Below are 25,768 nucleotides of genomic sequence, written 5' to 3' on the forward strand. Positions count from 1 at the left end.
ATAACAAGGGTACCATGCGCAACGCGATAATGATTACGAACGAGCAGGAACCTTAAGATGCGCACCGGCGGCGAGCGAACCATGCTCCAGATGATTGACGTTACGGATCATGTCGGAAGTCTCTTGCGTGGAAAGGCCTTCGATTGGATATTCCTCGGCAAGCGACCAAAGAGAATCGCCAGGCTGAACGCGAATGGTCTCGTATGTAACGTTGGAAACGGACTCGGCATACGCGGCGTGACGAGCGCTAAAGACCGACGTAGCGAGGACAAAGAAGAGCGTAAGCGCAACGGCGACGGCGACAATCGTCGGAACCTTCAGGGCAACGCGGGCCGGCGCGACTACAGTCTGCTGATTGTGAGCAGGCTTTACGGTCAAAGGCTGAATGCCGGAGCGGCCACCCTGAACAACCGTAAAAGTGGGTTCTGCAGGCGTCTCGAGCTTAAGGGCGAGGTTTCCCTGGACCATATTCGTTGCGTTCATCATGTACTCCTCTCGCGTGTTTTGCTGAGAACAGTTTTATCAAGCCGCGCGGACAAAAATGTCTAGCGCGAGAACGAATGTTCGGTTATTATTATCTTCGAACAGTTGTTCCTGTCAAGCAAAATTCGAACATTTGTTTGACATGGGTAGAGAGGATGCCCTGATGGCTCGCAAAATTACCAAGCGTCAGCAGCAAATTTACGACTTCATCAAGGAATATCAGCAGGAGAAGGGTTATCCGCCCAGCGTGCGCGAGATGGCTTCTGCCGTGGGCCTTTCCTCCCCCAGCACCGTGCACGCTCACCTCTCTGCCCTGGAGGCGCGCGGGCTACTCAAGCGCGATGCCACCAAACCGCGCGCCCTGGAACTCTTTAACGAGGATGGTTCCTCTGTCTCAATTTCTAAATCTGACGAGCCCACCGCACCTCGCGGAACGGTTTCGCTACCGCTCGTTGGTCGCGTCGCGGCTGGGATTCCCATTCTGGCCGAGCAGAATATCGAAGACACGTTTACTATCCCGACCGAAATCGCCACTGATCAGGGTTCCTTTATCCTTGAGGTACATGGGAGCTCAATGATCAATGTCGGCATCTTCAATGGAGATTACATCATCGTCCGTGAACAAAAGAGTGCCATGAACGGCGAAATTGTCGTGGCCATGATTGATGGTTCAGCGACCGTCAAGACGTTCTACAAGGAGCAGGGGCGTGTGCGCTTGCAGCCCGAGAACGACACTATGGAGCCTATCTATGCAACGAATCCCGTTATCCTGGGCAAAGTCGTCGGCTTGATGCGCCGGTTCTCGTAATGCAAAAACGCATAACCATCTTGGATACCGTCCGCGGGTTTACGATGATTTCTATGGCAGGTTTTCACGCTTGCTATGATCTCGCCTACCTGTACGGCTGGGATATGCCTTGGTTTACCCAGTCAGTCTTTCAAGACATCTGGCGCGCCAGCATCAGCTGGGTATTTTTGTTTATCGCGGGTTGGATGTGCACCCTTTCGCGCAACAATATCAAACGTGCCGCCAAATACGCCTTAGCAGCACTCGTCGTCTGGTTGGCAACAGCACTTGTCTCAGTCGACGATTCGGTTAATTTTGGCATCATCTACTGCATGGCCGCATGCACAGGCATCGTGGCGTTGACCGATCCCGTCCTTAAGAAGATATCGGCGAGATGGATCATGCCCCTATGCCTTGTGTTGTTCGCCCTCACCTGGAGCATCCCCAAAACGACCTACCCTGTCCCCTACCTGGCGTGGCTGGGATTTCCGAGCCCTGGGTTTGTCTCAGGTGATTACTACCCCATCATCCCGTTTATCTTTATGTATCTTGCAGGATACTTCGCCGCACACATAGCGCAGGGAATCGATAAGACCGTCCCTAGCTGGGCCTACGCCAACCCTCTGCCGGCGCTCGCCAACCTTGGACGTCACGCACTCCCCTTTTATCTGCTGCATCAGCCCATCATTCTGGGCATTTTGGAGCTCGTCTACTCGGTGCGATAACGCTCGAGCCGCGGTGCAATACGAGCCGGCAACTTCGCCACAATGCGAACGCCGTCCTCGAGATATTCCTCGTGCAAAAGGGTTCCCTGCTCATGCACGAGTGTGATGAGCGCACCTTCACGATATGGAATGTCGGCTGAAAGCAGTACATCGGTGGCAGCAGCCTCGCGAGCAATGCGATCAACGAGATCGCCGAGCCCCTCGCCCGTTTGGGCCGAGAACAGAACGGCTTCGGGATAACGACGACGGAAACTCAATCGATCGACGCTATCGAGAAGATCGATTTTATTGAATACGGTCAGCGTTAAACGCTCTCCGGCGCCGATCTCATCAAGCACGCGTTCGACAGCCTCCAGCTGCCGCTCATAATCCTCGTCAGACGCATCTACGACTTTGAGAATTAGATCGGCACCCAAAACCTCGGACAGCGTCGATTTAAAGGCATCGACCAGACCATGCGGCAGCTTTTGAATAAAGCCGACGGTATCGGTAATCGTCATGCCGCGACCGCCGGGCAGACGATACGAACGCGTCGTCGGGTCGAGCGTAGCAAACAGCTTATCCTGCGAAAGTACCGTAGATCCAGTCAGACGATTGAGCAACGTCGATTTACCGGCATTGGTATAACCGGCTAACGCGACTCGAAACGCCGGTGACTCAATGCGACTCTTGGATTGAACATCGCGACGCTGTTCAACCTGCTTGAGCTCACGACGAAGCGCAGCGATCTTATTACGAATGAGGCGACGGTCGACCTCGAGCTGACTTTCGCCCTGACCAAAACGTGAGCCGATGCCGCCGCGCGTCTGCTCCTTGGCGAGATGGCTCCACATGCCACGCAGGCGAGGCAACAAATATTGAAGCTGTGCCAGCTGTACCTGCAGGCGTCCCTCACGCGTCTGAGCATGCAGGCCAAAGATATCCAGGATCAGTGCTGTACGATCGATAATCTTTACCGGCTCGCCCACGGCTTTCTCCAAATAGGATTGCTGCGAGGGGGTCAGGTCGTCGTCAAAAATAACGACATCGGCATCCATGCGATGCACCAGGCCGCACAGCTCTTCAACCTTACCGGAACCGATAAACGATTTAGGATACGGCTTTACCAAACGCTGCGACAAGCGTGCCACGCACTGGGCACCAGCTGTGTGGGCAAGACGCTCCAGCTCATCAAGCGAGCAATCGAGCGGCCATGCATTGTCGCGCCACTCAACACCAACTAAAATGGCACGCTCGGGCTCGGGTGCCGTGGGAACAAGGGGGAAACGGGCCATTAGGCAGCCTCAATACGATGCACGATATCCTCAACGACCTCATCGATCGTACATTCATCCATATCAAACCACACGATACGGTCATCGCGCTTAAACCACGAAAGCTGACGCTTGGCATAACGACGCGAACGCATCTTAATGAGTTCGCGAGCCTCATCCATGCTCATCACGCCATTGAAAGCATCAATGACCTCTTTATAACCAATTGCCTGCATCGACGTCAGGGCATCCCCCAAGCCCTGGTCCATAAGACCGCGGACCTCATCGACAAGACCCTGCTCAAACATCAGATCGACACGCAGATTAATGCGCTCGTAGAGCACCTCGCGATTACGCGTCAGACCAAACCATAGGGCATGATAATGCTCGCGCGGAAAACTAAACTGACTTTTTTGCTGTGCATAGGAGATACCATCATCATGCATCTCGAGCGCACGAATCACACGGCGCACGTTATGGGGATGAATAACAGCAGCCGATTCTGGATCGCGCTCGGCAAGCAGGGCATGCAGTTCTTCCTCGCCAATACGCTCGGCAAGCTCCTGATAGCCCGCACGGCGATCGTCCTCAAGTTCACCCGAGGGAAAGTCCATCTCATCGAGGGCTGCCTTGAGATATAGCCCCGTACCTCCGCAAAAAACCGGCAGGCAACCCGAACCAAGGAGACGTTCAACATGCGCGCGAGCGTCAGCCTGATAAAGCGCAGCAGAATATGCCACACCCGGCTCTACAATGTCGACGAGACGCAGCGGCGCCGTACACTCATCGGGCGCCATCTTTGCGGTACCGATGTCCATGCCGCGATAGATTTGCATCGCATCGCACGACAGCACTTCGGACGAAAGACGAGCTGCCAAACGGTCGGCAACATCACTCTTACCAACCGCCGTCGGACCGACGATCGCAACGGCGGAAAGACCTGCCCCGGGAGAAACCATTAGCGCGGCTCGCCCACAACGGAACCGGACAAATACCAGGTCTTGGCAACGTCAACGTCAACATCAACGATCTTGCCAACAAGCTGATCGATGCTGTAACCCTCTGGGATAGGCGCATGCACGGTCTGATTCTTGGGACTCTTGCCCAGCAGGACCGCATCGTTCTTTTTACTCGTTCCCTCAATGAGCGCAGGAACCACAGTATGAAGCTCGCCCTGGTTATACTCGTGTGCCGTGGTCTCGATAACCTTAACCAGGCGATTGAAACGCTCGAGAATAACCTCATGCGGCGTAGGATCGTCAATCTCGGCGGCCGGGGTACCGGCGCGCTTGGAATAGATGAAGGTATAGGCCTGAGCATAGCGGACCGTCTCGGCAAGTGAGAGCGTCTGCTCAAAGTCTTCTTCAGTCTCGCCCGGGAAGCCAACGATAATGTCGGTCGAGAGCGCGATATCGGGCATGCGGTTGCGAATGCGATCGACAAGGCCCAGATAGTCCTCGCGTGTATAACGGCGATTCATCTCTTTGAGGATCCGCGTCGAACCGGACTGGACGGCCAAGTGCAGCTGCGGCATAACGGCAGGCGTCTCGGCCATGGCGTCGATGGTCTCGGGCAACAGGTCCTTGGGATGCGAAGACGTAAAGAAGATGCGCTCCACGCCCGTATCGCCCACGGCACGCAGCAGATCGGCAAAACGCGGCTTGCCAAACAGATCGCGACCATATGAGTTAACGTTTTGGCCCAGCAGCGTAATCTCACGCACGCCCTGGCGCACCAAACCGGTCACCTCGTCGACAATCTCCTCGAAGGGGCGGCTCTTTTCGCGACCGCGCACGTACGGCACGATGCAATAGGTGCAGAAATTATTGCAGCCCGTCATGATGGGCACCCAGGCGTGATACTGAGTCTCGCGATGCCACGGCATGCTCATGGCATCCGTATCCTCATGCTCATTGGTGCGGATATGACGCTTACCATCAAGGAACGCCTCGGCAATGAGCTCGGCCACATGTGCAATGGAATGCGTACCAAAGATGACATTGACGTTATCGACGTTGGTGAGCAGGCCCTCGCCATCGCGCTGCGCGATGCAACCGCCAACGGCAACCACGCGCTTGCCCGAAGGCGAAGGCGGCAGGCTTTTGCAGGAATTGCACTGACCGTACAGGCGAGTATCGGCGGCCTCGCGCACGCAGCACGTCATGAAGACAACGATATCGGCATGCGCAGGATCGAGCGCCATGAGGCAGCCATACGAATCAAGCAGACCGCTCACGCGCTCAGAGTCGTGCTGATTCATCTGGCAGCCAAAGGTGCGGATAAAGTAGGTTTTACCGGTAAGAATATCGCGTACGGAACGCTGGTCCATGTGCATAAGTCCTAACGATGGGGAGCGAAACGAGGCAAGCAGAAGCTATGCCACAGGCTTAACATCATCCATGACGACGTTATCCATAGCAGCTCGATTGATCTGGTGAACATAGATAGAAAGGCGGATGGCCGTGCGCGACTCCCCGTTAATGAGGATGTCGGAGAACACGGGCGCGCAGGAAATATCAAAACCAGTTGGAATCAAAAAACCGCGCGCGATAGCAACGGCCTTAATGGCCTGGTTGACGGCACCGGCGCCGACACACTGGATGTTGACGGGTACACCATCCTTGACCATGCCGGCGATGGCGCCGGCAACGGACGCGGGCGATGATTTGCTTGATACCTTCAGGCAATCCATGAAGAAACTCCTGCATTTAAAAGTACGTTTTAACTGCAATAACTGTATCGTACCGAGTGGACTCGGTAAAGGCACTATTCCTCTTTGGCAAGATCAAAGGTCACGGTGATTCGATCACGCGAAACACGAATCTTTGGGTCACCGCAAAGGTTGAGATAGTACCGGGCAGCAAGGTCATTAAAGTCGCGCTCCACAGCACGCGAAAACTGTGCCATGTCATCCTTGGCAATACGTAGCCCGCGACGATCCTTCGCGAGATCGACAGGAGCCGGCGCATGCGAGGACGAATCACGCTCGCGCAGCAGACGCGCGGTCACACCGCGAACGGGCTTAATCTGCCCTGCCAAAATGCGATGGGCCGTGCGCTCGGACATCTCAAGACCCAAACCCGAACAAATACGGATAAAGTCCTCGGCATCAGAAGCAAGGCCTAAACGATCGACAACCGGAAGCTCGCTCTCGTCATCAATGAACAGGAGACGAGAGGTATCAAGCCGGCTTGACGCCTGAGCATAAAGGGTCGCGGCAATCTCAGACGGAGAACCAAGATAGACATCGCAACCACGCAACTCCTCGAGCGCAAACTCACAAGCAGCGCGAATAATATTATGTGGACCGCGAGCACAGACATAACGTCCGTCCTCATCCTTGACGGCCTGGGGCCAACTGGACTGATCGGCACGCTCACTGAGGCGGTCGGCCGCGACGCTCACCTTAAAGGCTGAACCAAGATCGACACCGGACGCGACCACACGGGCCTCGTCGGTGTTCTGCTTGATCGAAAACAGTGCCATGCCACGACCGTGAACGCCCCAACGGTCCATCTTCATGCTCTCGAGCTTGGAGGTAACGCGGGCATCGAAGATTCGCTCTTGCATATCCTGCGGAACGCCCGAACCGTTATCCAGAAAGACAAGCGTGCGGACGCCGTCCTCCTTGGTCGTAGCGAGATAGACCTTGTCGGCGCCGGCATCGCGAGCATTACGGAGCATTTCGATGACGATATCCTCGACATGCTGAATGTCGTGCTTTGCCTGGCGCCGCTCGGCCTCCGAAACGCGGAGGCGGACATACCCCTCGCCAAGGTTCTCCTCGACGCGAAGGTTGCCCTCCCCCGACATCGACGCGATAAATGAGATAAGCTCGTTCGCGTCGCTCATGTTATTTAGCGATATCGACAGCGCGGCTCTCGCGAATCACGACAACGCGCACCTGACCGGGATACTCCATCTCTTCCTCGATCTGATGGGCGATATCGTGAGCCAGAACCGTGGACTGGGCATCGGAGATCTTGTCCGGCTGAACCATGACGTGGACCTCGCGACCAGCCTGCATGGCATAGGTGCGCTCGACGCCGTCATGGGAGTTGGCGATCTCCTCAAGCTTCTCAAGACGCTTGATGTAGTTCTCGGCAGACTCGCGACGGGCACCGGGGCGAGAGGCAGAGACAGCATCGGCGGCCTGTACCAGGACATCGAGCACCGTGTTGGGGTCGACATCGGCATGGTGAGCCTCGATAGCGTGGACGATAACGGGCTTCTCGCCATAACGGCGGGCCAGCTCGGCGCCGATGACGGCATGCGGGCCCTCGACGTCATGGTCGATTGCCTTGCCCAGGTCGTGCAGCAGGCCGGCGCGCTTGGCGGTCACAACGTCCAGGCCAAGCTCGGAAGCCATCACGCCGCACAGATCAGAGACCTCAAGGGAGTGTTGAAGCACGTTCTGACCAAACGAGGTACGGTAGCGCAGGGCACCAAGGGTCTTGACGATCTCGGGGTGCAGGTCGTGGATGCCGGTATCGAAGGCAGCCTGCTCGCCAGCCTCGCGCACGCGCTGCTGGACCAGATCGGCAGCCTTGTGATACATCTCCTCGATGCGGGCGGGGTGAATGCGGCCGTCGGCGATGAGGTTCTCGAGGGCGACACGGGCGGTCTCACGACGGACCGGGTCGAAGCTCGAAAGAACGACGGTCTCGGGCGTGTCGTCGATCACGAGGTTGACGCCGGAAACCTGCTCGAAGGTCCGGATGTTGCGACCCTCGCGACCGATGATACGGCCCTTGAGGTCATCAGAGGGAATGTGCACGGAGGTAACGGTGACCTCGGCAGTGTGGTCGGCAGCGCAGCGCTGAATCGCCAGAGACAGAATCTCCTGGGCGGTCTTGTGGCACTCGGCGCGAACCTGCTGTTCGGACTCGCGGATGATCGTGGCGGCCTCGTGGGTGACCTCGCCGCGAACCTTATCGAGGAGCTCCTTGTGGGCGTCCTCGCGGGTAAGGTCGGCGATGCGCTCGAGCTCGGAGGTCTGCTTTGCACAGAGCTCCTCGAGCTCACGGGAGCGCTTCTCGACCTGACCGGCCTGGCTGGACAGCTGATGCTCGCGCTTGTCGAGAGCGTCGTTGCGGCGATCGAGGGATTCCTCGCGCTGCATCACGCGGTTCTCGAGCGTACGAATCTCGTTCTTACGCTGCTTGTCCTCGGCCTCGGCGGCCTGCTTGTTCTTGATGATCTCCTCTTTAGCCTCGAGCAGAGCCTCTTTTTTGAGGGTCTCGGCCTGACGCTTGGCATCACCGATCAGGGACTCAGCCTGTGCGTGTGCCGACTGGATTTTTTCGTCGGCCTCGTGAAGACTACCCTGCTTGGCGGTGCGCATGTAGGCAATGGCGGCGATGGCACCCAAAACGATGCCAACGAGCGCTGCGATGATAGGCATGCTCACTCCTTTTTATGGATTCGTTACACAACAAAGCGAACCGTCCTTACGAACGGCTCGCGACATTTGAGTAATATGGGCGCAGCTTATGCGGGTCGGATACAGATAAACATATAAACAAACTCATCACAGATGAGCACATATCACAAAGCAAATGACAGTGTTTATCGTACGTTGAACCACAACAACTGTCAAATAAATGGCCCCAGCACGGCGGCTAAAACGCGGTGAACGGCAGGGCCACAAAACGCATACGCCTAAACCGCACATTCCTCACGTTCGGCATCGAGACGTGCCTTAACGGCATCGACGGCGATGTGATACGAGAAGCCCTTGCCCATCAAAAACCGAACCAGTTTTTCGAATCCGCGCGTCTCTGGAACACGCCGCTTGGCGAGCAGGGCTGACGCACGCGCCAAATCGTCTTCGACGGCAAAATAATCCTCGGGATAACCGGGAATGTCATCGAGCACGACATGACGGCGCTTGAGCTCGGTCTCGATTTTACGCTGTCCCCAACCGCGCCGCTTGCGTTCCTCGATAAAGTACGAGCAAAAGCGGTTCTCGTCTAAAAAGCGATACTCGGTGGCACGCTCGACGGCGAAATCGATAGCGGGCTGGTGAAAGCCGTAGCGAGCCAGCTTGTCACGGACCTCACCCGTCGCATGGTCGCGGCGCGATAACATCTCGGTCACCATGGTAAGTGCACATTTACGCTCGATGAGCTGCACCGCCTCAAGAAAGTTATCCCAATCACAGGGAAGATCGGGGCGGTTTTTGACATAAAGCCGCGCGACCCGCACGGGGATCCAAATGGACCGCTCAAAACCGCCCTCAAGCTCACAATCGATATGTGCGCAAGGCTTTTTGGACGCATATCCGCTCGAGAACGAGGTGGCCGCCTTCTTATCGGGAAAGACGACCGTGGCCTCGGTCACCATATACGACATGAGCGTAACCGCTACTCGTCGTCATCATCGAGCATGGCGGAACCATCGATGGCGTAAAGCTCGTCAAACTCCTCAGGCGCAGGCTGATCGGTCAGCTCGACCTCGGACGGAGCATCGTCATCAAACTCAAGCCCGCAGGCAAGGCGGACCTTATGCTCAATCTCGTCGGCGCAATCGGGGTGTTCGCGCAGGAACGCCTTGGCGGCCTCGCGACCGTTGCCGAGCTTGTCCTCGCCATAGGCAAACCAGGAGCCCATCTTCTTGCAGATGCCGCACTCGACAGCCATGTCCAGAATCGAGCCCTCCTTAGAGATGCCCGTACCATACATGATGTCAAACTCAGCAGAACGGAACGGAGCTGCCACCTTGTTCTTAACGACCTTGGCGCGCACGCGGTTACCGATAACCTCGTCCTTAAGCTTAATGCTGTCGATGCGGCGAATGTCGATACGCACCGAAGAGAAGAACTTAAGGGCACGGCCGCCCGTCGTGGTCTCGGGGTTGCCGAACATGACGCCGATCTTCTCACGCAGCTGGTTAATGAAGATGCACGTCGTGTTGGACTTGGACAGCGAGCCGGCGAGCTTGCGGAGCGCCTGGCTCATCAGGCGAGCCTGAAGACCGACCGTAGTGTCACCGATTTCTCCCTCGATCTCGGCACGCGGGGTCAGCGCGGCGACGGAGTCGACGACGATGGCATCGATAGCGCCGGAACGCACGAGCATGTCAACAATCTCGAGCGCCTGCTCACCCGTATCGGGCTGAGAAATGAGCACCTCGTCGATATCCACGCCGATGCGCGCGGCATAAGTGGGATCGAGCGCATGCTCGGCATCGATAAATGCCACTACGCCACCCATAGCCTGGGCCTCGGCCAGGATCTCGAGCGAAAGCGTCGTCTTACCGGAGGACTCAGGACCGTAAATCTCGACGATACGGCCGCGCGGCACACCGCCGATACCCAGAGCGGCATCGAGTGCCAGAGCACCCGTGGGAATGGCCTCGACCTCAAGCTCGGGGCCGCCGTCACCATACCTCATGATGGAGCCTTGACCGAACTTCTTCTCGATCTCGGCCTTGGTGGTGGCGATCATCTCTTCGCGCTCTTTACCCGTCGTGGGTGCATGAACGGTACGTACGGGACCTGAATTCTTGGCCATGAATAGCCCTCCTCTTAACAACCTGCATCGATAATAAACGAACGGCTGTTCGTGGTCAACCGTTCAGGCCAATCATATGCTGGCGGTCTTTCCAAAACCCAACCAAACGCCGACCAAACACTGACCAAATGCTTGACCACAAAGGGCCAAATATGAACAAGGAAGGCAAGAATACACCTATGACCAGTAAAAACGCTGAATTCGTCAGGGGTCCCTATCTCCACAATTAAGGGGCCCTAAGGCCCCTTAAAACACGTCTATTCCATAGAGTTGAGCACAAGGGCAATGCGTCCCAATGCCTCCGCGACCGCATGGGCACGAACACACGAACGGTCGCCCTCATAGTGGCAGCGCACAGAGTCCACGACCGGCACCTCCCCATCAGCCGCGCGATACGCCCAGCCACTATAGAAAGTGCCAGCCGGATCGTCCTCAGTGCCGCCGCCGGGGCCGGCATAACCTGTTGCGCTCACTGCAATATCGCTCTGGTACAGCTCCAGCGAACCCGCCGCCATCTCGCGCGCGGTCTGATGCGACACCGCGGTATAGCGGTCGAGAGTCTCCTGCTCAACACCCAAAACGCGATGCTTGATCTCATCGCAGTAGGTCACCGCACCGCCGCGAAGCACCGCCGAGGCGCCCGGGATATCGGCAATCGTCGAGGCGATCATACCCGCCGTCAGCGACTCAGCCGTCGAAACCGTCACGCCCCGAGCGCTCGCACGCTCGACAATATCGCGCGCCAGCTCTTCGTTATGTGCGGAAATCTGCTCAAAAGAGTCCGTCATACTCACCAGGACCTAGACCGAAAAGACGATCTTGCGGCAGTTCCAGAAGTACTGGGCGCCCGAGATAACGGTCAAGACAACGGCAACGGCGTACAGGAAGCGCGACACCGAGTAGATGCCGAGCGTCAGCGCCACCGGGCCAAGGTGCAAGCCGGCCATCGCAAAGACGCACAGGTAACCGCAGATGGAGACCATCGTGGTCGCCGTCTTGTACTTGCCGAGCTTATCGGCCGCAACGACCACGCCGGCGGCACTCGCAACCATGCGAAGGGCGCTTACCAGCAGCTCTCGGAACAGAATGATGAACACGGACCAAACCGACACGGCGCCAAAGTCCAAGAACAGCAGCAAGGCCGAGAACACGAGTAGCTTGTCGGCGATGGGATCCAAGAACTTACCGAAGTCGGTGATCTCATTGCGCGAGCGCGCCAGGTAGCCATCAACTTTATCGGTGCACGACAGGATGACGTACAGAATGAAGGCGGCGGCGGCGAGCGGGCCGTCGAAGGTGCTCCAATCCGTACCGGCAACGCTCGTGTGAGACAGCGCCGACACGATCATGAACACCGGGATAAAGACGATACGCACGCACGTCACGATGTTGGCGGGCGTCCAAACACTCGTCAGTTCCTTATTGCTCTCGTTAGCCACAACGCGCTCCTACTCCACAACATGACCGATAAGCTCATAGCAGAAACTATCGGTAAACTCGACGGTCAGAATATCGCCCACGGACGCCTCGCTGGCGTCCAAGTGCACCGCGCCATCGGAATCGGGCGCCTGGAACCAGGCATGGCCGATCAGCTCGGCGCCGTCCTCGGTCTCTTCGATACCGTCGACGATCACCTGGGCGCGTTCGCCCACATGTGCGGCAGTTGCAGCAAAACCGAGCGACTCGGCCAAGTCCATGGCCTCCTGGGCGCGCTCGAGCTTGACCTCTTCGTCGACCTGACCCTCCATCTTGGCGGCCAGGCTGCCCTCCTCCTGCGAGTAGGCAAAGACACTCGTGTAGTCAAAGCCGACGGTGTCCATAAAGTCGATAAGATCACGGAACTCGTCGTCGGTCTCGGTCGGGAAGCCGACCATAGCCGTGGAACGGATCACGATGCCGGGGATGCGCTCACGCAGATCGCGGAACAGGTCCTCGAGCTCCTGGCGCGAACCGGAACGGCGCATAGCCTTGAGGATGCGCGCGTCGCAGTGCTGCACGGGGATATCGATATAGGGCAGCACCTCGGGCGTATCACGAATGGTCTCGATAAGCTCGTCGGTCATGCCCTCGGGCTGCAGATAGAGCACGCGGACCCAGACGTTGTGCGGGCGCACGGCCTCGGCGACGGCACGCAGCAGCTGCGCCAGATTGCGCGGCGAGCCCACGGCGACATCCTCGTCGGCAAAGTCGGTGCCCCAAATACCAGTGTCCTGGCCGATCAGCACGATCTCGCGCACGCCGCCGGCAACCAGGTCGCGCACCTCGGAGATAATGCTCTCGGCATTGCGCGAATGATAGCGACCGCGAATATAGGGGATCATGCAGAAGCTGCAGAAGCGGTTGCAGCCATCGGAAATCTTGACGTAGGCAACGGCACCCTCGACGGTACGCTTGACCTGCGGAATATAGGCAGCGATCTCACGCTCGACACCCAGCACGCCATCGATGACCGCCACGATGCCGTCCTCCTCGTCGGCCTTCACAAAGGCAGCAACCTCGGGCAGCTCGTCAGGCAGGTCGTCGCCATAGCGCGACGGCACACAGCCGCACATGACGATGGGGCAAGAACGAACGCCGTCCTGAACCTCGTTGGCGAGCTCGAGGGTGGTCTCGATGCTCTCGGACGTTGCGGAAGCGAGGAACGAGCATGTATTGACGATGGCGATATCGGCATCCTGCGGGTCGAATGCCTCCTCGTAGCCTGCGGCGGTCAAAAGAGAACGCATGCGGTCGGTGTCGACCTCGTTCTTAGCGCACCCTAGGGTGATGTAGAGCACGGAGCCCAACGGTGTATCCATGTTGGAGAGCGGTCCTTTCGAATGATATTAGCGGTAGTTGGTGAACTGCAGCGGCTGGCCGTAGTCCTGGTCGCGCAGGAACTGGATCACGGTCTGCAACGCGTCCTTCGAAGCAGAGGAAACACGCAGCTTGTCGGCCTCGATGGTCACCTTGACCTTGAGCTTTTGGTCCTTGATGTCCTTGTTGATCTTCTTGGCGGTCGCCTGGTCGATACCCTCGACGATATGGCCGAGTACGCGCACGGTGCCGCCCGATGCCGCCTGCGGAGCATCCCACGAGACAGCCTTGAGGTCGATGCCGCGCTTGATGAGCTTGGAGCTCAGCACGTCGATAATCTGCTTGGAGACAAAGTCAGCCGGGGCGTTGATCGTAAAGAGCTTGTCGCCCTTCGAAAGCTCGATCGTGGCGCCGGAATCCTTAAGGTCATAGCGCTGGGAAATCTCGCGCGTGGTCTGCTGAAAGGCGTTGTCGACCTCTTGCATGTTGACCTCGGACACGACGTCGAAGCTGGAATCTTTAGCCATGATGTTTCCTTTCGCGTACGAGCAGCTTAGTAGCTATCGTACGAATAGTCGGTAGAATCGGTGGGCGTCTGACCGTCAGTTGCGGTATCGGCGCCATCCGTGGACTGGGCATCGGTACCGTCGGTGGCATCGGTACCGTCGGTGGTATCGGTACCATCAGAACTTTCACCATTCTCGGAATCAGTCGTCTCCTTCTTGGGAACGGTGATCGTCACACGCGCCACGCCCGAGGTTTTAGTATCGTAACGGACCTTTTCGCCGTTCTTGGTAACGGTGACATCGGAAGGCTTGGACGTGGTGATCTCGATCGAGGACTCGGGCGTGTACTCCTGCTCAAAGGGGCCAGTCGACTGGGCACCATAGACCGACTTGCCGTCGACCTTGACCTCAATCCACGCGGTCTTTCCCTTGGCAACGGAGACCTTGACCTTCGTTACCTCGTTCTCTTCCTTCTTGGCCGTCGTCTTGGTGGCATCCGAATCGGTCGACTCATCCGTCGCCTCATCGGTGTCTTCGTCCTCGTCGACCGTTTCGGTCTTCTTGGAAGACTTCTTGGTCGTCGTCTTGGTAGCAGTGGGCATCTCGGGTGTGGTCTCGGGCGTCGAAGATGCGCAGCCGCGCAGAAGTACCACGATGAGCACGATCAGCAGCAACGCCACGGCACCGATACCGGCGTAGACGATACGCGGATCGAGCCCGTTGTTTTGAGGAGCACGGGAACCGCCGCGTCCACGACTGGAACTGCTGCGGCCGCCTCCCTGAGACATACGACCACGATTGCTATCGGATCGGCCGCGATAGCCACCCTGGCCCTGAAGGCCGCGCTGACCCGAACGGGGCGCAAGTTCACCGCGGCCTTGATAGGCACGCTGGCCCGCACGCGGAGCCGAAGAGCGCTGGCCATACGACTGTGGTTGAGAGCGAAGACGCGGCGTCACCTGCGTGGTATCGGCGTCCGCATAGCCACCGCGAGAGCGTCCGGTGGAGATACCACGGTGACCGCGATCGGAATAGCCGCCGTCGCCGTAGCCGGCACGAGGGTCACGCGCCACGCCGCGAGCAGCGGGAAGTGCACGGTCCTCGGGCATCGGCGTACTGCGGAACCGGTCACGCTGCGAGCGAATCTCCTCGCCCGAACCCGTCTCGGTAATATAACCGGCCTGCTGAGGACGCTGTCCATAGCGGGTCGAACGACCGCCCTGAACCATCAGAAAGCGCCCGTTATCGACAGAGGAACGCGAATTGACGTAGCCGGCAGCGTCCTGGAAACGACCACCCTGCTGCGACGTCTCGCGTTCGTATGCCATCAGGTCGTCAAAGTAGGCATTGACGACCTCACGCGGATTGAGGCCCAAAAAGCGAGCATAGCTCGAAATCATGCCCTGCGCATAGCCACGCGGCGGCATCGAAGCAAAATTACCGGTCTCGAAAAACTCGATGATCTGCGGCCTGATTTTGATGGTGTTGGCGACTTGCTGAATGGAAAGGCCCATTCGGCGACGCTGCTCGAGCAGCATGTCACCAAAGCGTGCAGCCATCAGAATCCTCCAAACTCACGATCTTCACGTGCCATCTCGGCGTCGACAGACTCCAACGCGGCAAGCCCCTCCTCGTCCAACAGGACCTCGCGCGGCTTGGAACCGTCGGGCGGGCCGACGACACCCTTTTCTTCCAGCATGTCCATAATACGCCCGGCACGCGCATAGCCAACCTTCAGGCGGCGTTGCAGGCCAGATGTGGAGCCAAGCTGCGATTCCACCACAATATGGGCGGCTTCCCAGATAAGCGGGTCGTCATCTTGCGGCTCGGCGACTCCGGTGCGGACAATGCCGCCGCCACCCGCCATGGACATGGAAGCGGGCGCCACAGCCGACAGGATCTCCTCGTGGTAGTCGGGCTCGCTCTGCGACTTGACAAACTCGACAATCTCGTTGATTTCGTCGTCCGAGACAAAGCAGCCCTGGATACGGCGGGGCTTGCCCCAGTCGACCTTGGAGAACAGCATGTCGCCCAAACCGGTGAGCTTCTCGGCACCCATCTGGTCGATGATGACGCGCGAGTCGATGCCCGTGGCGACGTTAAAGGCGATGCGGTTGGTGATGTTGGCCTTGATGAGGCCCGTCACCACGTTGGAGCTGGGGCGCTGCGTGGCAACGATAAGGTGAATACCGGCGGCACGGCCCAGCTGTGCAATACGCACGATCGAGGCCTCGACATCCTTACCGGCGACCATCATCAGGTCAGAGAGCTCGTCAATGATAATGACCAGGTAGGGCATCTTTTGCGGCGGGTTATCGTAATGCTCAAACTCGCCAGCAGCCTGCTTTTCGTTGTAGGTCGAGATCTTACGCACGTTGAGACGCTCGAAGACCTTCAGGCGACGCTCCATCTCGGACACAGCCCATTGCAGCGCGCTGGCGGCCTGCTTGGGCTCGGTCACCACTGGTACATAAAGATGCGGCAGGCCGTTATAGCCCGCAAGCTCGACGCGCTTGGGGTCGACCATGATCAGGCGAACGTCCTCGGGAAGGGCGCGCATGAGCAAGGTCGTGATGATGGAATTGATCATCACCGACTTACCAGAACCGGTCGTACCGGCAATAAGCAGGTGGGGCATCTTGGCGAGATCGGCGACAACCGGCGTGCCCTCGGCATCGCGACCAATGGCTAGCTCGAGCGGACCGCCCTTCACATAGGGCAGAACGTCGCCCAGGTTGACGTTCTGGCGCTTGCGGTTGGGAATCTCGATGCCCACGAGCGAGGTGCCGGGGATCGGGGCAAAGATACGTACCGACTGGGCAGCGAGCGAAAGCGCGATATCGTCCTCGAGGCTCGAAATCTTGCTCACGCGCTCGCCCTCGCCAGGTTGCAGCTTAAAGGTCGTCACCGTGGGGCCGGCGATCCAGCCGACCACGCGGGCACTGCGGCCAAACTCAAGCAAGGTGGATTGCAGTGACTCAGCGGTCTGCTCAAGCTCCTTGTCCGAAGACGCGGCGGAAGCCGACTGCGGGTTGGCATGCAGGATTTCGAGCGGCGGAAGCTTGAGGCCGTCCTCTTCTTCGCCCTCGTTATCTGCGGCGCCGCCGTCCGCTCCCCCATCACGAGCCGCAGCTGATTCGACAGCACTCGTGGCAGGTGCATCGGCAACCTTGGGATGCTTCAGAAAATCGGGAATCTGAGGTGCGGCCGAGACGGGATTCACGGCAAACGGCGGCTCGGGCTCGTCGATCTTATCGGGGTCGTCTTCCATCGAAAGCTGGCCGGTTACCTGGCCGCGCTTTGCATGGCGACGCGGCAGCAAAGTTGTCTTTGCGGTCTCAATCGGAGCCTCGTCGTCCTCGTCATCGCCCTCGGTGAGCTCAATCTCGCTATCGGACCAAGACGGGTCGGGCTCACTCGTATTGAGCTTGGGCGCGGCCTTGCCCTTCTTGGCATGGCGGTGCGGCAACAGCGTGGTCTTGGCCCGCTCGGCATCCACGGCATCGGACACGTCAACAAACGGATCCTCGTCCTCGTCATCATCGTCCAAAACCGGGTCCACATCGTTGCCCATGACCGTGGTCACGGCAGCATCGGAGCCCTTTTGACGAAGAATGCTCAGGTGCGGACGGGCAACGCCGGGCACCGACAGGGCTTCGTCGTCACCCCAAGGGCTGGCGTTGACATCGGCACGACGGCGTTCGGCAAAATCTGCCGCACGATCGCGGGCAGAGCGCAGCACACCGCCCACCGAAAAGCCAATGATGACAAAACCAACGACGGCCAGACCCAACAGGACCACCATCGCGATAGGCTTACCCAGGGCATTCTGCAGCGCACTCGCAATAAACGCACCAATGTAGCCACCCGACACGGAAAGGTTCTGCGGCGTAAACATGAGGTCGCACGAATCGCTCGTGCCCGGCACCATCAGCGAAAGAATGGAGACGACGGCGATAAAGACCACGGCGCCGCCCGCAACAGAGCGCACGTTGAGCGGCGAGTCCTCACCCAAAAAGAGCGTGGCGGCAAACAGCAAGATGACGATCGGCAGCACGTAGGCGCCCAGGCCAAAGCCCAGGTGATAGAACCCGGCAACAGCAGCCGTCACGGGCGCTGTTGCCGGTGAGATCACGGCAATGAAGGACGCGATCGCCAAAACGGCAATGACCACGCCGGCGATATCGCGGTTGGCCGAGGGCTCGACCAAGGGCTCAAAATCGTCGAAGTCTGCCTCATGGCCCTTATTGGCACGCAGATGGGAACCGGCACCCTTAGCAGATGCCGGTTGGTTGTTGGCTTTATTGCCTTTGGCGTTTTGTGCAGATCCGCGCGCCAAACTAAACCTCCATGACGACCGGGATGATCATCGGACGGGTACGCGTACGGCTCCAAATGAAGTTGGAGAGCGAATCGCGCACGGCCTTGCGAATGGCATCGGAGCCGCTGCTCGTGAAGCTAAACTTGCCCTTCTCGATCGTCTTCATAATGGATGCGGAGGCATCCTCGGAGAACTGGTCGTCGATGGCAAACGAGACGCCGCGACCCGAGAACTCGATAGCCTCGATCTTCTTGTGCTTGAGCGAGACGATAGCAACGGCCGTGACCATACCGTCATTGGCGAGCTTCTGGCGATCGCGCAGGACGATGGGGTCGGTATCGCCGATACGCAGGCCGTCGACGTAGACGACGCCGGACTCGACGGGCGTACCACGCTTGACAATACCGCCGCGCATCTCGAGCGTGTCACCGTTATCGAGGATAAAGATATGATCGTCCTTGAGACCCATCTTGCGGGCCAGCTGGGCATGGGCGCGCAGATGCACGGCCTCGCCGTGGACCGGCATAAAGTACGTAGGCTTGGCCATGGCCATCAGGAGCTTGAGCTCCTCCTGGCTACCGTGACCGGAGACGTGGACGAGAGCGCGGTTCTTATCCCACACGTCGCAGCCGAGCTTGGCAAGGCTGTTGACGACCTGCTGGACGGCTTTCTCATTGCCGGGAACAGGAGTTGCAGAGAGGATAACGGTATCGCCCTCGTGAATGGAAAGTGTCTTGTGCTCGCCATTGGCCATGCGGGACAGAGCCGACAGCGGCTCGCCCTGCGAACCAGTGCACATGACGACGATCTTGTCGTCGGGCAGGTTATCAATGTCGAAGGCATCGATGATATCGGCGTCATCAATGTTGAGGTAGCCCAGCTCACGCGCCACGCGGGTGTTCGTGAGCATAGAGCGACCGGTCACAACGACCTTACGGCCGCACTTGCGGGCGGCATCGCAGATCTGCTGCAAACGATGGATGTGGCTCGAGAACGATGCGACGAACACGCGACCCGGGGCGTTCTTGATGGCGTGCAGCAGGTTGGGACCAACCTCTGCCTCGGACTTGGTAAAGCCGGGAACCGTGGCGTTGGTAGAGTCGGAAAGCAGCAGGTCGATGCCCTGCTTGGCAAAGCGGCTGATAGCGGCATAGTCGGGCGTGACGCCGTCGATGGGCGTCTGGTCGAGCTTAAAGTCGCCGGTGTGCATAACGGTGCCCTGATTGGTGCGGATGAACACGCCCAGAGCGCCGGGGATGGAGTGCGTCATCGAGAAGAAGTCGAGCGAGATGCCGCCGAGGTTGACATGGCTGCCGCCCTTGACCTCGCGGAACTTGGGTGCGCGGATGCGGAACTCAGAAAGCTTGCCCTCGATAAAGCCAAGCGTCAGCTTGCTCGAGAAGATGGGCACCTTATTGTTGAGGTCCTGCAGCAGATACGGAAGCGAACCGGTGTGGTCCTCGTGGCCGTGGGTGACGACGATACCGCGGAGCTTCTCCTCGTTCTCTAGAACATAGGTGTAGTCGGGAAGCACCAGGTCGATACCGGGCTGGGAGTCGTCGGGGAACATAAGACCGGCGTCGACGAGCACCATGTCGTCGCCGCACTCGAAGACCGTCATGTTCTTGCCGATGCCGTCAAGACCGCCGAGCGGGATGATCTTCAAGGGAGATGATTTTTTAGCTGCCATAGGTTAGTGTGGTTTCCTTTCTTCGAAACGGGTCTGGAACAACCGACGGGGCGCTTCTGGCAAACCGACCGCCGGGAACGTACAAATATGCATCGCAGAGTCGATGCAATAACCACAGTATGATACCCATTTGCACAACAACAGACCACCCATGCATCAAAGCCCCATCTGAACCGGTCTATCCCGCCGGTTTCCCGTGGGGCGGGCACTGATGAAGTTTCCTGCTCTACAGTCCTGCGCAAGACGGAAAGCACATTAAGTGCTTTCCTTTGCGTGCGGAACTCGCGATAAACTTAGCCCGTGCCGGGCCCGCTGAGACCAGACCTGCCAAAATAGGACAGCTTTATTTTGGTCGGTTTTATCTGGGGCAATGACGCGCATGCGATTGTCAAAAGATCTGAATTCAAATAACTGAATAGACTGTCTGACAAAATCGCAACCCGCAGCAACCAGCCCTTTTGCTATTCCCGGCGGGGGCCGCGGGTAAAGTTTATCGCGAGTTCCGCACGAACAGGAGGCCACTTAATGTGGCCTCCGTCGTGAGCAGGACTGTAGAGCAGGAAACTTTACCCGCGGACCCCGCCGGGAATAGCAAAAGGGCGACTCCATGGAGGAGTCGCCCTTGTTGAGCTGCTTATGTGCGGCTGTTACTCGGCGTCGTGGTGACGGCGGGGCTTGCGGCCTCCGTTGTCGCCGGGACGGCGCGGACGGTCGCTGCGCTCGGAGCGCTCGCGACGAGGACGCTCACGGCGCTGGAAGTGCTCGCCGTCGCCCTCGGAGGCACCCTCGGCGCGAGCCGGGGCCTCGGGCTTGTCAAGACGATCGAGCGAGATCTTGCCACGATCGTCGACCTCGATGACGACGACCTTGACCTCGTCGCCAACATTGAGGACGTCCTCGACCTTCTCCACGCGGCCCTTGGCGACGCGGGAGATGTGCAGCAGGCCGTCCTTACCGGGCAGCAGGTTGACGAAGGCGCCGAAGGGCTGGATGGAGACCACACGACCGGTGTACTCCTCGCCCGGCTCGGGAACCTTGATGATGAGCTTGATACGCTCGACGGCCTGGTCGACGGACTCGCCGGTGCCGCCGACAAAGACGGTACCGTCCTCCTGGATGTCGACCGAGGCGCCGGTCTCGTCCTGGATACCGCGGATGACCTTACCGCCGGAACCGATGACGTCGCGGATCTTGTCGGTCGGAACCTGGATGGAAACGATGCGCGGAGCGGTGCTGCGCGTGGTGTGGCGCGGCTCGGGGATCACATCGAGCATCTTCTGCAGGATGAAGGCGCGACCCTCCTTGGCCTGCTGCAGAGCGCGGGCCAGGATGTCGAAGGTGAGGCCGGTGGCCTTGTTGTCCATCTGCAGGGCGGTGATGCCCTCGGTGGTGCCGGTGACCTTAAAGTCCATGTCGCCCAGGAAGTCCTCGAGACCCTGGATGTCGGACAGGACCACGGTCTTGCCCTCCTCCTGGATCAGGCCCATGGCGATACCGGAGACCGGGCGCTTAATGGGCACGCCGCCGTCCATAAGGGCGAGCGTGGAACCGCAAGTCGAAGCCATCGAAGAGGAGCCGTTGGACTCCATGACCTCGGAAACGACGCGGATGGCGTAAGGGAACTCGTTCTCGTCGGGGAGCACCGGAAGCAGAGCGCGCTCGGCCAGGTTACCGTGGCCAATCTCGCGGCGCTTGGGGCTGCCCATGCGGCCGGTCTCGCCGGTGCAGAACGGCGGGAAGTTGTAGTGGTGCATGTAGCGCTTGCCCTCGGTGGGCTCGATGGTATCCAAACGCTGGCCCTCGTTGAGCATGCCGAGCGACAGGACAGAGAGCACCTGGGTCTGGCCACGCTGGAACAGGCCGGAGCCGTGAACGAGCGGCAGGTAGTTGTCCTTCACCATGATGGGACGGATTTCATCGGCGGCACGGCCATCGACGCGCTCACCAGTCTCGACGACCATGGTGCGCATGGCCTTCTTCTCGAGCTTCTTGAGCGCCACGGGAATCTCGCGCTCCCAAGCGGACTGCTCCTCCTCGGTGAACTCGGCACGGATGGACTCCTTCAGAGCCTCGACCTTGCCGATACGGGAGAGCTTGTCGGCGTCGCGAAGGGCGGCAGCCATCTCGTCGTAGTGGGCAAAGATACGCTCCTGGACCTCCTCGACGGGCTGGTCGAGCGGGTACTCCTTCTTGACGATAGCGCCGTTGACCTGCTCCCACTCGGCGACAAACTCGTCCTGAGCCTGGCAGAAGGCAGCAAGGGCCTCCTGGCCAAACTTCATGGCGGCGAGCATGTCGTCCTCGGAGATCTCCTCGGCGCCGGCCTCGACCATCGAAATGAAGTCGGCAGAGCCGCCCAGCTCCAGGTCCAGATCGGAGTTCTCGCGCTCCTCGTAGGTGGGGTTGACGATAAACTCGCCGGTCTCCACGTTGCGGCCGATGCGCACGCAGGCAAGCGGGCCCTCGAAGGGCACGCCGCCGAGCGTCATGGCCAGGGAAGCACCCATGACGTTGATGACGTCAAAGGGATTGACCTGGTCGGCGACGAGCGAGGTAGCGACGATGTGCACCTCGTTGCGGAAGCCGTCCGGGAAGCTCGGGCGAATCGGACGGTCGATCATGCGCGCGGTGAGCGTGGCCTTCTCGCTGGGACGGCCCTCACGCTTGAGGTAACCACCCGGGATGCGGCCGGCTGCGTACATCTTCTCGTTGAAGTCGACGGTCAGCGGGAAAAAGTCGTAGTTCTTGCGCTCCTTGGAGACGACCACGGTGTCGAGCATCGTGGTGTCGCCCTGCTTGACCAGGCAGGCGCCGGTGGCCTGCTTGGCAAGCTCGCCCGACTCAAAGGTGTAGGTCTTGCCGTACAGCTCAAAGGTCTTGGATACGAGTGTCATTGTTCTCCTTTACCCCGCAGACCCCTTGCCTGCGGGCTTCTCATGTGACGCGGGCCCCCTGCCCCCGCCACGCTTCAGAGCGTGATTGTTCACGCCCTTACACAAAAAGAGCGCCCCGCTGCGCAGGACGCTCCTTGCATGTACAAATCCTTACTGGATGTTGTCGCGGATGCCCAGAGCCTTGATGAGCTCACGATACTCGACGATGTCGTTCTTCTTGATGTAGGAGAGAAGACGACGACGACGGCCGACGAGCATGAGCAGGCCACGACGGGTGTGGAAGTCCTTCTGGTGAGACTTCATGTGCTCGGTCAGCTCCTTGATGCGCTCGGTCAGGATAGCGACCTGAACCTTGGGGTTGCCGGTGTCGACCGGGGTGTTACCGAACTGAGCAGTCAGCTCTGCCTTGCGCTCTTTGGAAACAGTCATTGTTTCACCTTTCGTTTCTTGTCGCCCGCGGGCGACGCTATTCGCCTCGGACTGGGAAGCCGCCGGTGGAGCGAGCATCCAAGGTCGAGGTACCAACAGGTCGGTATGTTACCACAAGCAGCCCGCGCCTGCGCATCATCACCGACCCAACATGAATTCCATCGCACGGAGACGTTGATCGGTGTGCGTCGCAGCCCACACGTGCGAAAGCCCCAGCAAAAAGGCAGCGGTATGGGGGTCGACCCTCTCGGCCATAAGCGCATCGAAGGTCATGGACATGAGGGCGCGCAGCCATGCGACCTCACCGGTCGACACCAGCTCGGCACCCGGAACGCTCGACGCGCACGACCCGCACATGAGACCGCCCGCCTGGGGCGAAAAATACGACAACATGGGGTCTCCGCACAGCACGCAGGCCGAAAAATCGGGTCGGTAGCCAACGTGGGACAGCAGCTTAAAGACATATGCCGCCACAAGTAGATCCATATGCGCCGCGTCGAGCCCGCCGCCCACCAAGGCAAGCGCTCGCTGCGTGATGGCAAAGGTAAACGAGTCCTCGGCGTCCTCGAACGAGCACACGCGCGCCACCTCGGCAATCGCGCTTGCGGCGCAAGTCGTCTCGTAATCGGGCGCGGCGCCGAGCGGCGCCTCCATGAGCTCGGCCTGAGAAACCACGTCGAGCGACCGACCATGCGCGAGCAGCATATCGACGGTGCAGAACAGCTCGCAGCGCGCCGCCAAGCGCCCGCCGGGTTTGCGCGCGCCCTTTGCCACGGCACGAACCTGCCGACCCCGCTCGTCAAGCATCGTCAGAATCAGGTCGGTCTCTTTGAGCTTGGTCTTATCGAGGACGAGCACCTTCGTGCGATATGTCCGGGAGCCTGCCATGCGCGCCGCGCGCCCTTAGTCCTCGGCGTTATAGCCAAAGCGGCGAATCTGGGCCTCGTCGTCACGCCAGCCGGCCTTGACCTTCACGTCCAGCTCCAAAAAGACCTGGGTGCCAAAGATGCGCTCAAGGTCGCGACGGGCGTCGATGCCGATATGTTTGATCATCTCGCCGCCCTTGCCGATGATGATGCCCTTTTGGCCCTCGCGCTCGACGTAAATGGTGGCGTGCACGCGCAGCACCTTCTTGGTCTGCTCAAGCGCATCGCAAATCACGCCCACGGAGTGCGGGATCTCATCACGGGTGCGGCGCAAGACCTTCTCGCGCACAAACTCGGCAACGAGCGTCTCATCGGAAGCGTCGGTACCCATGTCCTCGGGGAACCAACGCGGACCCTCGGGCAAAAAGTGCGCAACGGTCTCGATGAAGGCATCGACGTTAAAGTTCTTGACCGACGACGTCACGATCTCGTCGTCATATTCCATAAGCTCGTGGGCGGCCTTAAGCTGCTCCATGACCTGTGCGGGGTCGGCTTCATCGGCCTTGGTGAGCACCAGGACCTTCTTGGAACGGGCATTCTTGACACGCTCGGCAACCCAGGCGTCTCCCCTGCCGATGGGGTTGGTGGCGTCGATCAGAAACGCGACGACATCGACATCGTTCAGTTCGAACAACGCACTCTTGTTGAGCTCGGAGCCCAGGCCGTCCTTGGGCTTGTGGATACCCGGGGTATCGACAAAGACCAGCTGGTAGCCGGGGCGGTTGACGACGGCGCGCATGCGGCGGCGGGTCGTCTGGGCCACCGGCGAGGTGATGGCGACCTTTTTGCCATAGCAGGCATTAAGCAGCGTGGACTTACCGGCGTTGGGACGACCGACCAGGGCCACAAAACCGCTGTGGAAACCGGGCTCAACGTCGCCAAAGCCCGCGAGGCTGCCGCCCTCGTCGCACAGGGCGTCGAGCTCCTCGTCGCTCATGCCCTCAAACGGGTCGAACTCCTCGACATCCTCGAGCTCCTCGGTATCCACCGCGTCCAGGACCTCGTCATCCAAAATGTCATCGATAGGCTGCATATTGTCGGACATAGGAATCCCTTTCTAAATAAAGCCGAGCGCGTGGGCAAATACCAGCAAGCCCACAATCGCGGCGGTGATTGAAAGTACGTATACCGAGGCGGCGGCAATGTCCTTGGCGCGTTTTGCCAGCGGATGGAGCTCCTGGGTCGCCAGATCGACAATGGCCTCCATGGCGGTATTGCACAGCTCGCCGTGAATCACCAGGCCGCAGCAGATGATAATCGTGGCCCACTCGGCAATGTCGAGCCCCACGATGCAGCCGGCAATGACGGTGCACACGCCCGCTACGAGCATGACCTTAATGTTGCGCTCGGTCTTGACGGCGGTGACGAAGCCCTCCATGGCGTAGGAGAACGACTTTAAAAAGGACGGATGGTCCTTGTTCGATCCGGGAATCATAAACGGCTC

General features: G+C 59.2%; 23 protein-coding genes. 2 read left to right on the forward strand and 21 right to left on the reverse strand.

Annotated features, from left to right (window positions below; translation table 11 throughout):
• Positions 1 to 33: 33 nt before the first annotated feature.
• A complete protein-coding gene (locus tag CSV91_RS03165; RefSeq protein ID WP_157757979.1) occupies positions 34 to 483 on the reverse strand; it encodes a LysM peptidoglycan-binding domain-containing protein in 450 nt (149 codons plus the stop codon).
• Between the two features lie 163 nt (positions 484 to 646).
• On the opposite strand from CSV91_RS03165, the gene lexA reads away from it, so the two are divergent.
• Complete coding sequence (lexA, locus tag CSV91_RS03170) at positions 647 to 1,291, forward strand: transcriptional repressor LexA (protein ID WP_040359862.1); 645 nt, start codon at positions 647 to 649, stop codon at positions 1,289 to 1,291.
• A complete protein-coding gene (locus CSV91_RS03175; RefSeq protein ID WP_099431780.1) occupies positions 1,291 to 1,995 on the forward strand; it encodes a heparan-alpha-glucosaminide N-acetyltransferase in 705 nt (234 codons plus the stop codon). Before lexA ends, CSV91_RS03175 begins: the two co-directional genes overlap by 1 nt.
• Here CSV91_RS03175 and hflX read toward each other — a convergent pair.
• From hflX to CSV91_RS03275, 20 genes are all read right to left on the reverse strand, one after another.
• Positions 1,980 to 3,269 (reverse strand): GTPase HflX, encoded by a 1,290-nt coding sequence (hflX, locus tag CSV91_RS03180; RefSeq protein ID WP_099431781.1) that lies wholly within the window; start codon positions 3,267 to 3,269, stop codon positions 1,980 to 1,982. The genes CSV91_RS03175 and hflX overlap by 16 nt on opposite strands.
• A complete protein-coding gene (miaA, locus tag CSV91_RS03185; RefSeq protein WP_099431782.1) occupies positions 3,269 to 4,207 on the reverse strand; it encodes a tRNA (adenosine(37)-N6)-dimethylallyltransferase MiaA in 939 nt (312 codons plus the stop codon). Before miaA ends, hflX begins: the two co-directional genes overlap by 1 nt.
• Positions 4,207 to 5,577: a tRNA (N6-isopentenyl adenosine(37)-C2)-methylthiotransferase MiaB gene (gene miaB, locus CSV91_RS03190; protein WP_099431783.1), complete on the reverse strand. Its 1,371-nt coding sequence runs from the start codon at positions 5,575 to 5,577 to the stop codon at positions 4,207 to 4,209. The genes miaA and miaB overlap by 1 nt, the downstream gene beginning before the upstream one ends.
• Positions 5,578 to 5,622: 45 nt before the next feature.
• Positions 5,623 to 5,940, reverse strand: coding sequence for a stage V sporulation protein S (locus CSV91_RS03195; protein ID WP_006235982.1), 318 nt, complete (start codon positions 5,938 to 5,940; stop codon positions 5,623 to 5,625).
• 74 nt (positions 5,941 to 6,014) lie between these two features.
• A complete protein-coding gene (locus CSV91_RS03200) occupies positions 6,015 to 7,100 on the reverse strand; it encodes an ATP-binding protein (RefSeq protein WP_099431784.1) in 1,086 nt (361 codons plus the stop codon).
• A gap of 1 nt (position 7,101) precedes the next feature.
• On the reverse strand, positions 7,102 to 8,652 hold the full coding sequence (gene rny, locus CSV91_RS03205) for a ribonuclease Y (protein WP_089573375.1): 1,551 nt from the start codon (positions 8,650 to 8,652) through the stop codon (positions 7,102 to 7,104).
• A gap of 257 nt (positions 8,653 to 8,909) precedes the next feature.
• Complete coding sequence (locus CSV91_RS03210) at positions 8,910 to 9,602, reverse strand: regulatory protein RecX (protein WP_099431785.1); 693 nt, start codon at positions 9,600 to 9,602, stop codon at positions 8,910 to 8,912.
• An 11-nt stretch (positions 9,603 to 9,613) separates the two neighbouring features.
• The gene (gene recA, locus CSV91_RS03215) at positions 9,614 to 10,762 is read right to left on the reverse strand and encodes a recombinase RecA (protein ID WP_099431786.1); all 1,149 of its coding nucleotides are present in this window, start codon (positions 10,760 to 10,762) and stop codon (positions 9,614 to 9,616) included.
• Positions 10,763 to 11,019: 257 nt separating this feature from the next.
• Positions 11,020 to 11,550 carry a CinA family protein gene (locus CSV91_RS03220; RefSeq protein ID WP_099431787.1) on the reverse strand — a complete coding sequence of 177 codons (531 nt, stop codon included), beginning with the start codon at positions 11,548 to 11,550 and terminating at the stop codon, positions 11,020 to 11,022.
• A gap of 12 nt (positions 11,551 to 11,562) precedes the next feature.
• The gene (pgsA, locus tag CSV91_RS03225; RefSeq protein ID WP_232049615.1) at positions 11,563 to 12,111 is read right to left on the reverse strand and encodes a CDP-diacylglycerol--glycerol-3-phosphate 3-phosphatidyltransferase; all 549 of its coding nucleotides are present in this window, start codon (positions 12,109 to 12,111) and stop codon (positions 11,563 to 11,565) included.
• Positions 12,112 to 12,210: 99 nt separating this feature from the next.
• Complete coding sequence (gene rimO / locus CSV91_RS03230) at positions 12,211 to 13,560, reverse strand: 30S ribosomal protein S12 methylthiotransferase RimO (protein WP_099431789.1); 1,350 nt, start codon at positions 13,558 to 13,560, stop codon at positions 12,211 to 12,213.
• A 27-nt stretch (positions 13,561 to 13,587) separates the two neighbouring features.
• On the reverse strand, positions 13,588 to 14,085 hold the full coding sequence (locus CSV91_RS03235) for a YajQ family cyclic di-GMP-binding protein (RefSeq protein WP_022094699.1): 498 nt from the start codon (positions 14,083 to 14,085) through the stop codon (positions 13,588 to 13,590).
• Between the two features lie 26 nt (positions 14,086 to 14,111).
• Positions 14,112 to 15,623, reverse strand: a complete 1,512-nt coding sequence (locus CSV91_RS03240) for a helix-turn-helix domain-containing protein (protein WP_099431790.1) — start codon at positions 15,621 to 15,623, stop codon at positions 14,112 to 14,114.
• The gene (locus tag CSV91_RS03245) at positions 15,623 to 18,403 is read right to left on the reverse strand and encodes an FtsK/SpoIIIE family DNA translocase (RefSeq protein WP_232049550.1); all 2,781 of its coding nucleotides are present in this window, start codon (positions 18,401 to 18,403) and stop codon (positions 15,623 to 15,625) included. The genes CSV91_RS03240 and CSV91_RS03245 overlap by 1 nt, the downstream gene beginning before the upstream one ends.
• A 1-nt stretch (position 18,404) precedes the next feature.
• Complete coding sequence (locus CSV91_RS03250; RefSeq protein ID WP_022094702.1) at positions 18,405 to 20,075, reverse strand: ribonuclease J; 1,671 nt, start codon at positions 20,073 to 20,075, stop codon at positions 18,405 to 18,407.
• Positions 20,076 to 20,722: 647 nt separating this feature from the next.
• Positions 20,723 to 22,969 carry a polyribonucleotide nucleotidyltransferase gene (locus CSV91_RS03255; protein WP_099431791.1) on the reverse strand — a complete coding sequence of 749 codons (2,247 nt, stop codon included), beginning with the start codon at positions 22,967 to 22,969 and terminating at the stop codon, positions 20,723 to 20,725.
• Positions 22,970 to 23,119: 150 nt separating this feature from the next.
• On the reverse strand, positions 23,120 to 23,398 hold the full coding sequence (gene rpsO / locus CSV91_RS03260; protein WP_099431792.1) for a 30S ribosomal protein S15: 279 nt from the start codon (positions 23,396 to 23,398) through the stop codon (positions 23,120 to 23,122).
• Positions 23,399 to 23,536: 138 nt separating this feature from the next.
• Positions 23,537 to 24,286: a DNA repair protein RecO gene (recO, locus tag CSV91_RS03265; RefSeq protein ID WP_099431793.1), complete on the reverse strand. Its 750-nt coding sequence runs from the start codon at positions 24,284 to 24,286 to the stop codon at positions 23,537 to 23,539.
• Positions 24,287 to 24,301: 15 nt separating this feature from the next.
• Positions 24,302 to 25,369, reverse strand: a complete 1,068-nt coding sequence (era, locus tag CSV91_RS03270; RefSeq protein ID WP_172622438.1) for a GTPase Era — start codon at positions 25,367 to 25,369, stop codon at positions 24,302 to 24,304.
• A gap of 12 nt (positions 25,370 to 25,381) precedes the next feature.
• Positions 25,382 to 25,759, reverse strand: a complete 378-nt coding sequence (locus CSV91_RS03275) for a diacylglycerol kinase family protein (protein WP_099431794.1) — start codon at positions 25,757 to 25,759, stop codon at positions 25,382 to 25,384.
• Positions 25,760 to 25,768: the final 9 nt, after the last annotated feature.

This window comes from Collinsella aerofaciens (assembly GCF_002736145.1).
Lineage (GTDB): Bacteria > Actinomycetota > Coriobacteriia > Coriobacteriales > Coriobacteriaceae > Collinsella > Collinsella aerofaciens_A.

Bases quoted from the DNA above. Each gene is read 5' to 3' on its own strand.
- CSV91_RS03165 (WP_157757979.1), bottom strand. From the start codon at position 483: ATGAACGCAACGAATATGGTCCAGGGAAACCTCGCCCTTAAGCTCGAG.
- lexA (WP_040359862.1), top strand. From the start codon at position 647: ATGGCTCGCAAAATTACCAAGCGTCAGCAGCAAATTTACGACTTCATC.
- CSV91_RS03175 (WP_099431780.1), top strand. From the start codon at position 1,291: ATGCAAAAACGCATAACCATCTTGGATACCGTCCGCGGGTTTACGATG.
- hflX (WP_099431781.1), bottom strand. From the start codon at position 3,269: ATGGCCCGTTTCCCCCTTGTTCCCACGGCACCCGAGCCCGAGCGTGCC.
- miaA (WP_099431782.1), bottom strand. From the start codon at position 4,207: ATGGTTTCTCCCGGGGCAGGTCTTTCCGCCGTTGCGATCGTCGGTCCG.
- miaB (WP_099431783.1), bottom strand. From the start codon at position 5,577: ATGGACCAGCGTTCCGTACGCGATATTCTTACCGGTAAAACCTACTTT.
- CSV91_RS03195 (WP_006235982.1), bottom strand. From the start codon at position 5,940: ATGGATTGCCTGAAGGTATCAAGCAAATCATCGCCCGCGTCCGTTGCC.
- CSV91_RS03200 (WP_099431784.1), bottom strand. From the start codon at position 7,100: ATGAGCGACGCGAACGAGCTTATCTCATTTATCGCGTCGATGTCGGGG.
- rny (WP_089573375.1), bottom strand. From the start codon at position 8,652: ATGCCTATCATCGCAGCGCTCGTTGGCATCGTTTTGGGTGCCATCGCC.
- CSV91_RS03210 (WP_099431785.1), bottom strand. From the start codon at position 9,602: ATGTCGTATATGGTGACCGAGGCCACGGTCGTCTTTCCCGATAAGAAG.
- recA (WP_099431786.1), bottom strand. From the start codon at position 10,762: ATGGCCAAGAATTCAGGTCCCGTACGTACCGTTCATGCACCCACGACG.
- CSV91_RS03220 (WP_099431787.1), bottom strand. From the start codon at position 11,550: ATGACGGACTCTTTTGAGCAGATTTCCGCACATAACGAAGAGCTGGCG.
- pgsA (WP_232049615.1), bottom strand. From the start codon at position 12,111: ATGATCGTGTCGGCGCTGTCTCACACGAGCGTTGCCGGTACGGATTGG.
- rimO (WP_099431789.1), bottom strand. From the start codon at position 13,560: ATGGATACACCGTTGGGCTCCGTGCTCTACATCACCCTAGGGTGCGCT.
- CSV91_RS03235 (WP_022094699.1), bottom strand. From the start codon at position 14,085: ATGGCTAAAGATTCCAGCTTCGACGTCGTGTCCGAGGTCAACATGCAA.
- CSV91_RS03240 (WP_099431790.1), bottom strand. From the start codon at position 15,623: ATGGCTGCACGCTTTGGTGACATGCTGCTCGAGCAGCGTCGCCGAATG.
- CSV91_RS03250 (WP_022094702.1), bottom strand. From the start codon at position 20,075: ATGGCAGCTAAAAAATCATCTCCCTTGAAGATCATCCCGCTCGGCGGT.
- CSV91_RS03255 (WP_099431791.1), bottom strand. From the start codon at position 22,969: ATGACACTCGTATCCAAGACCTTTGAGCTGTACGGCAAGACCTACACC.
- rpsO (WP_099431792.1), bottom strand. From the start codon at position 23,398: ATGACTGTTTCCAAAGAGCGCAAGGCAGAGCTGACTGCTCAGTTCGGT.
- recO (WP_099431793.1), bottom strand. From the start codon at position 24,286: ATGGCAGGCTCCCGGACATATCGCACGAAGGTGCTCGTCCTCGATAAG.
- era (WP_172622438.1), bottom strand. From the start codon at position 25,369: ATGTCCGACAATATGCAGCCTATCGATGACATTTTGGATGACGAGGTC.
- CSV91_RS03275 (WP_099431794.1), bottom strand. From the start codon at position 25,759: ATGATTCCCGGATCGAACAAGGACCATCCGTCCTTTTTAAAGTCGTTC.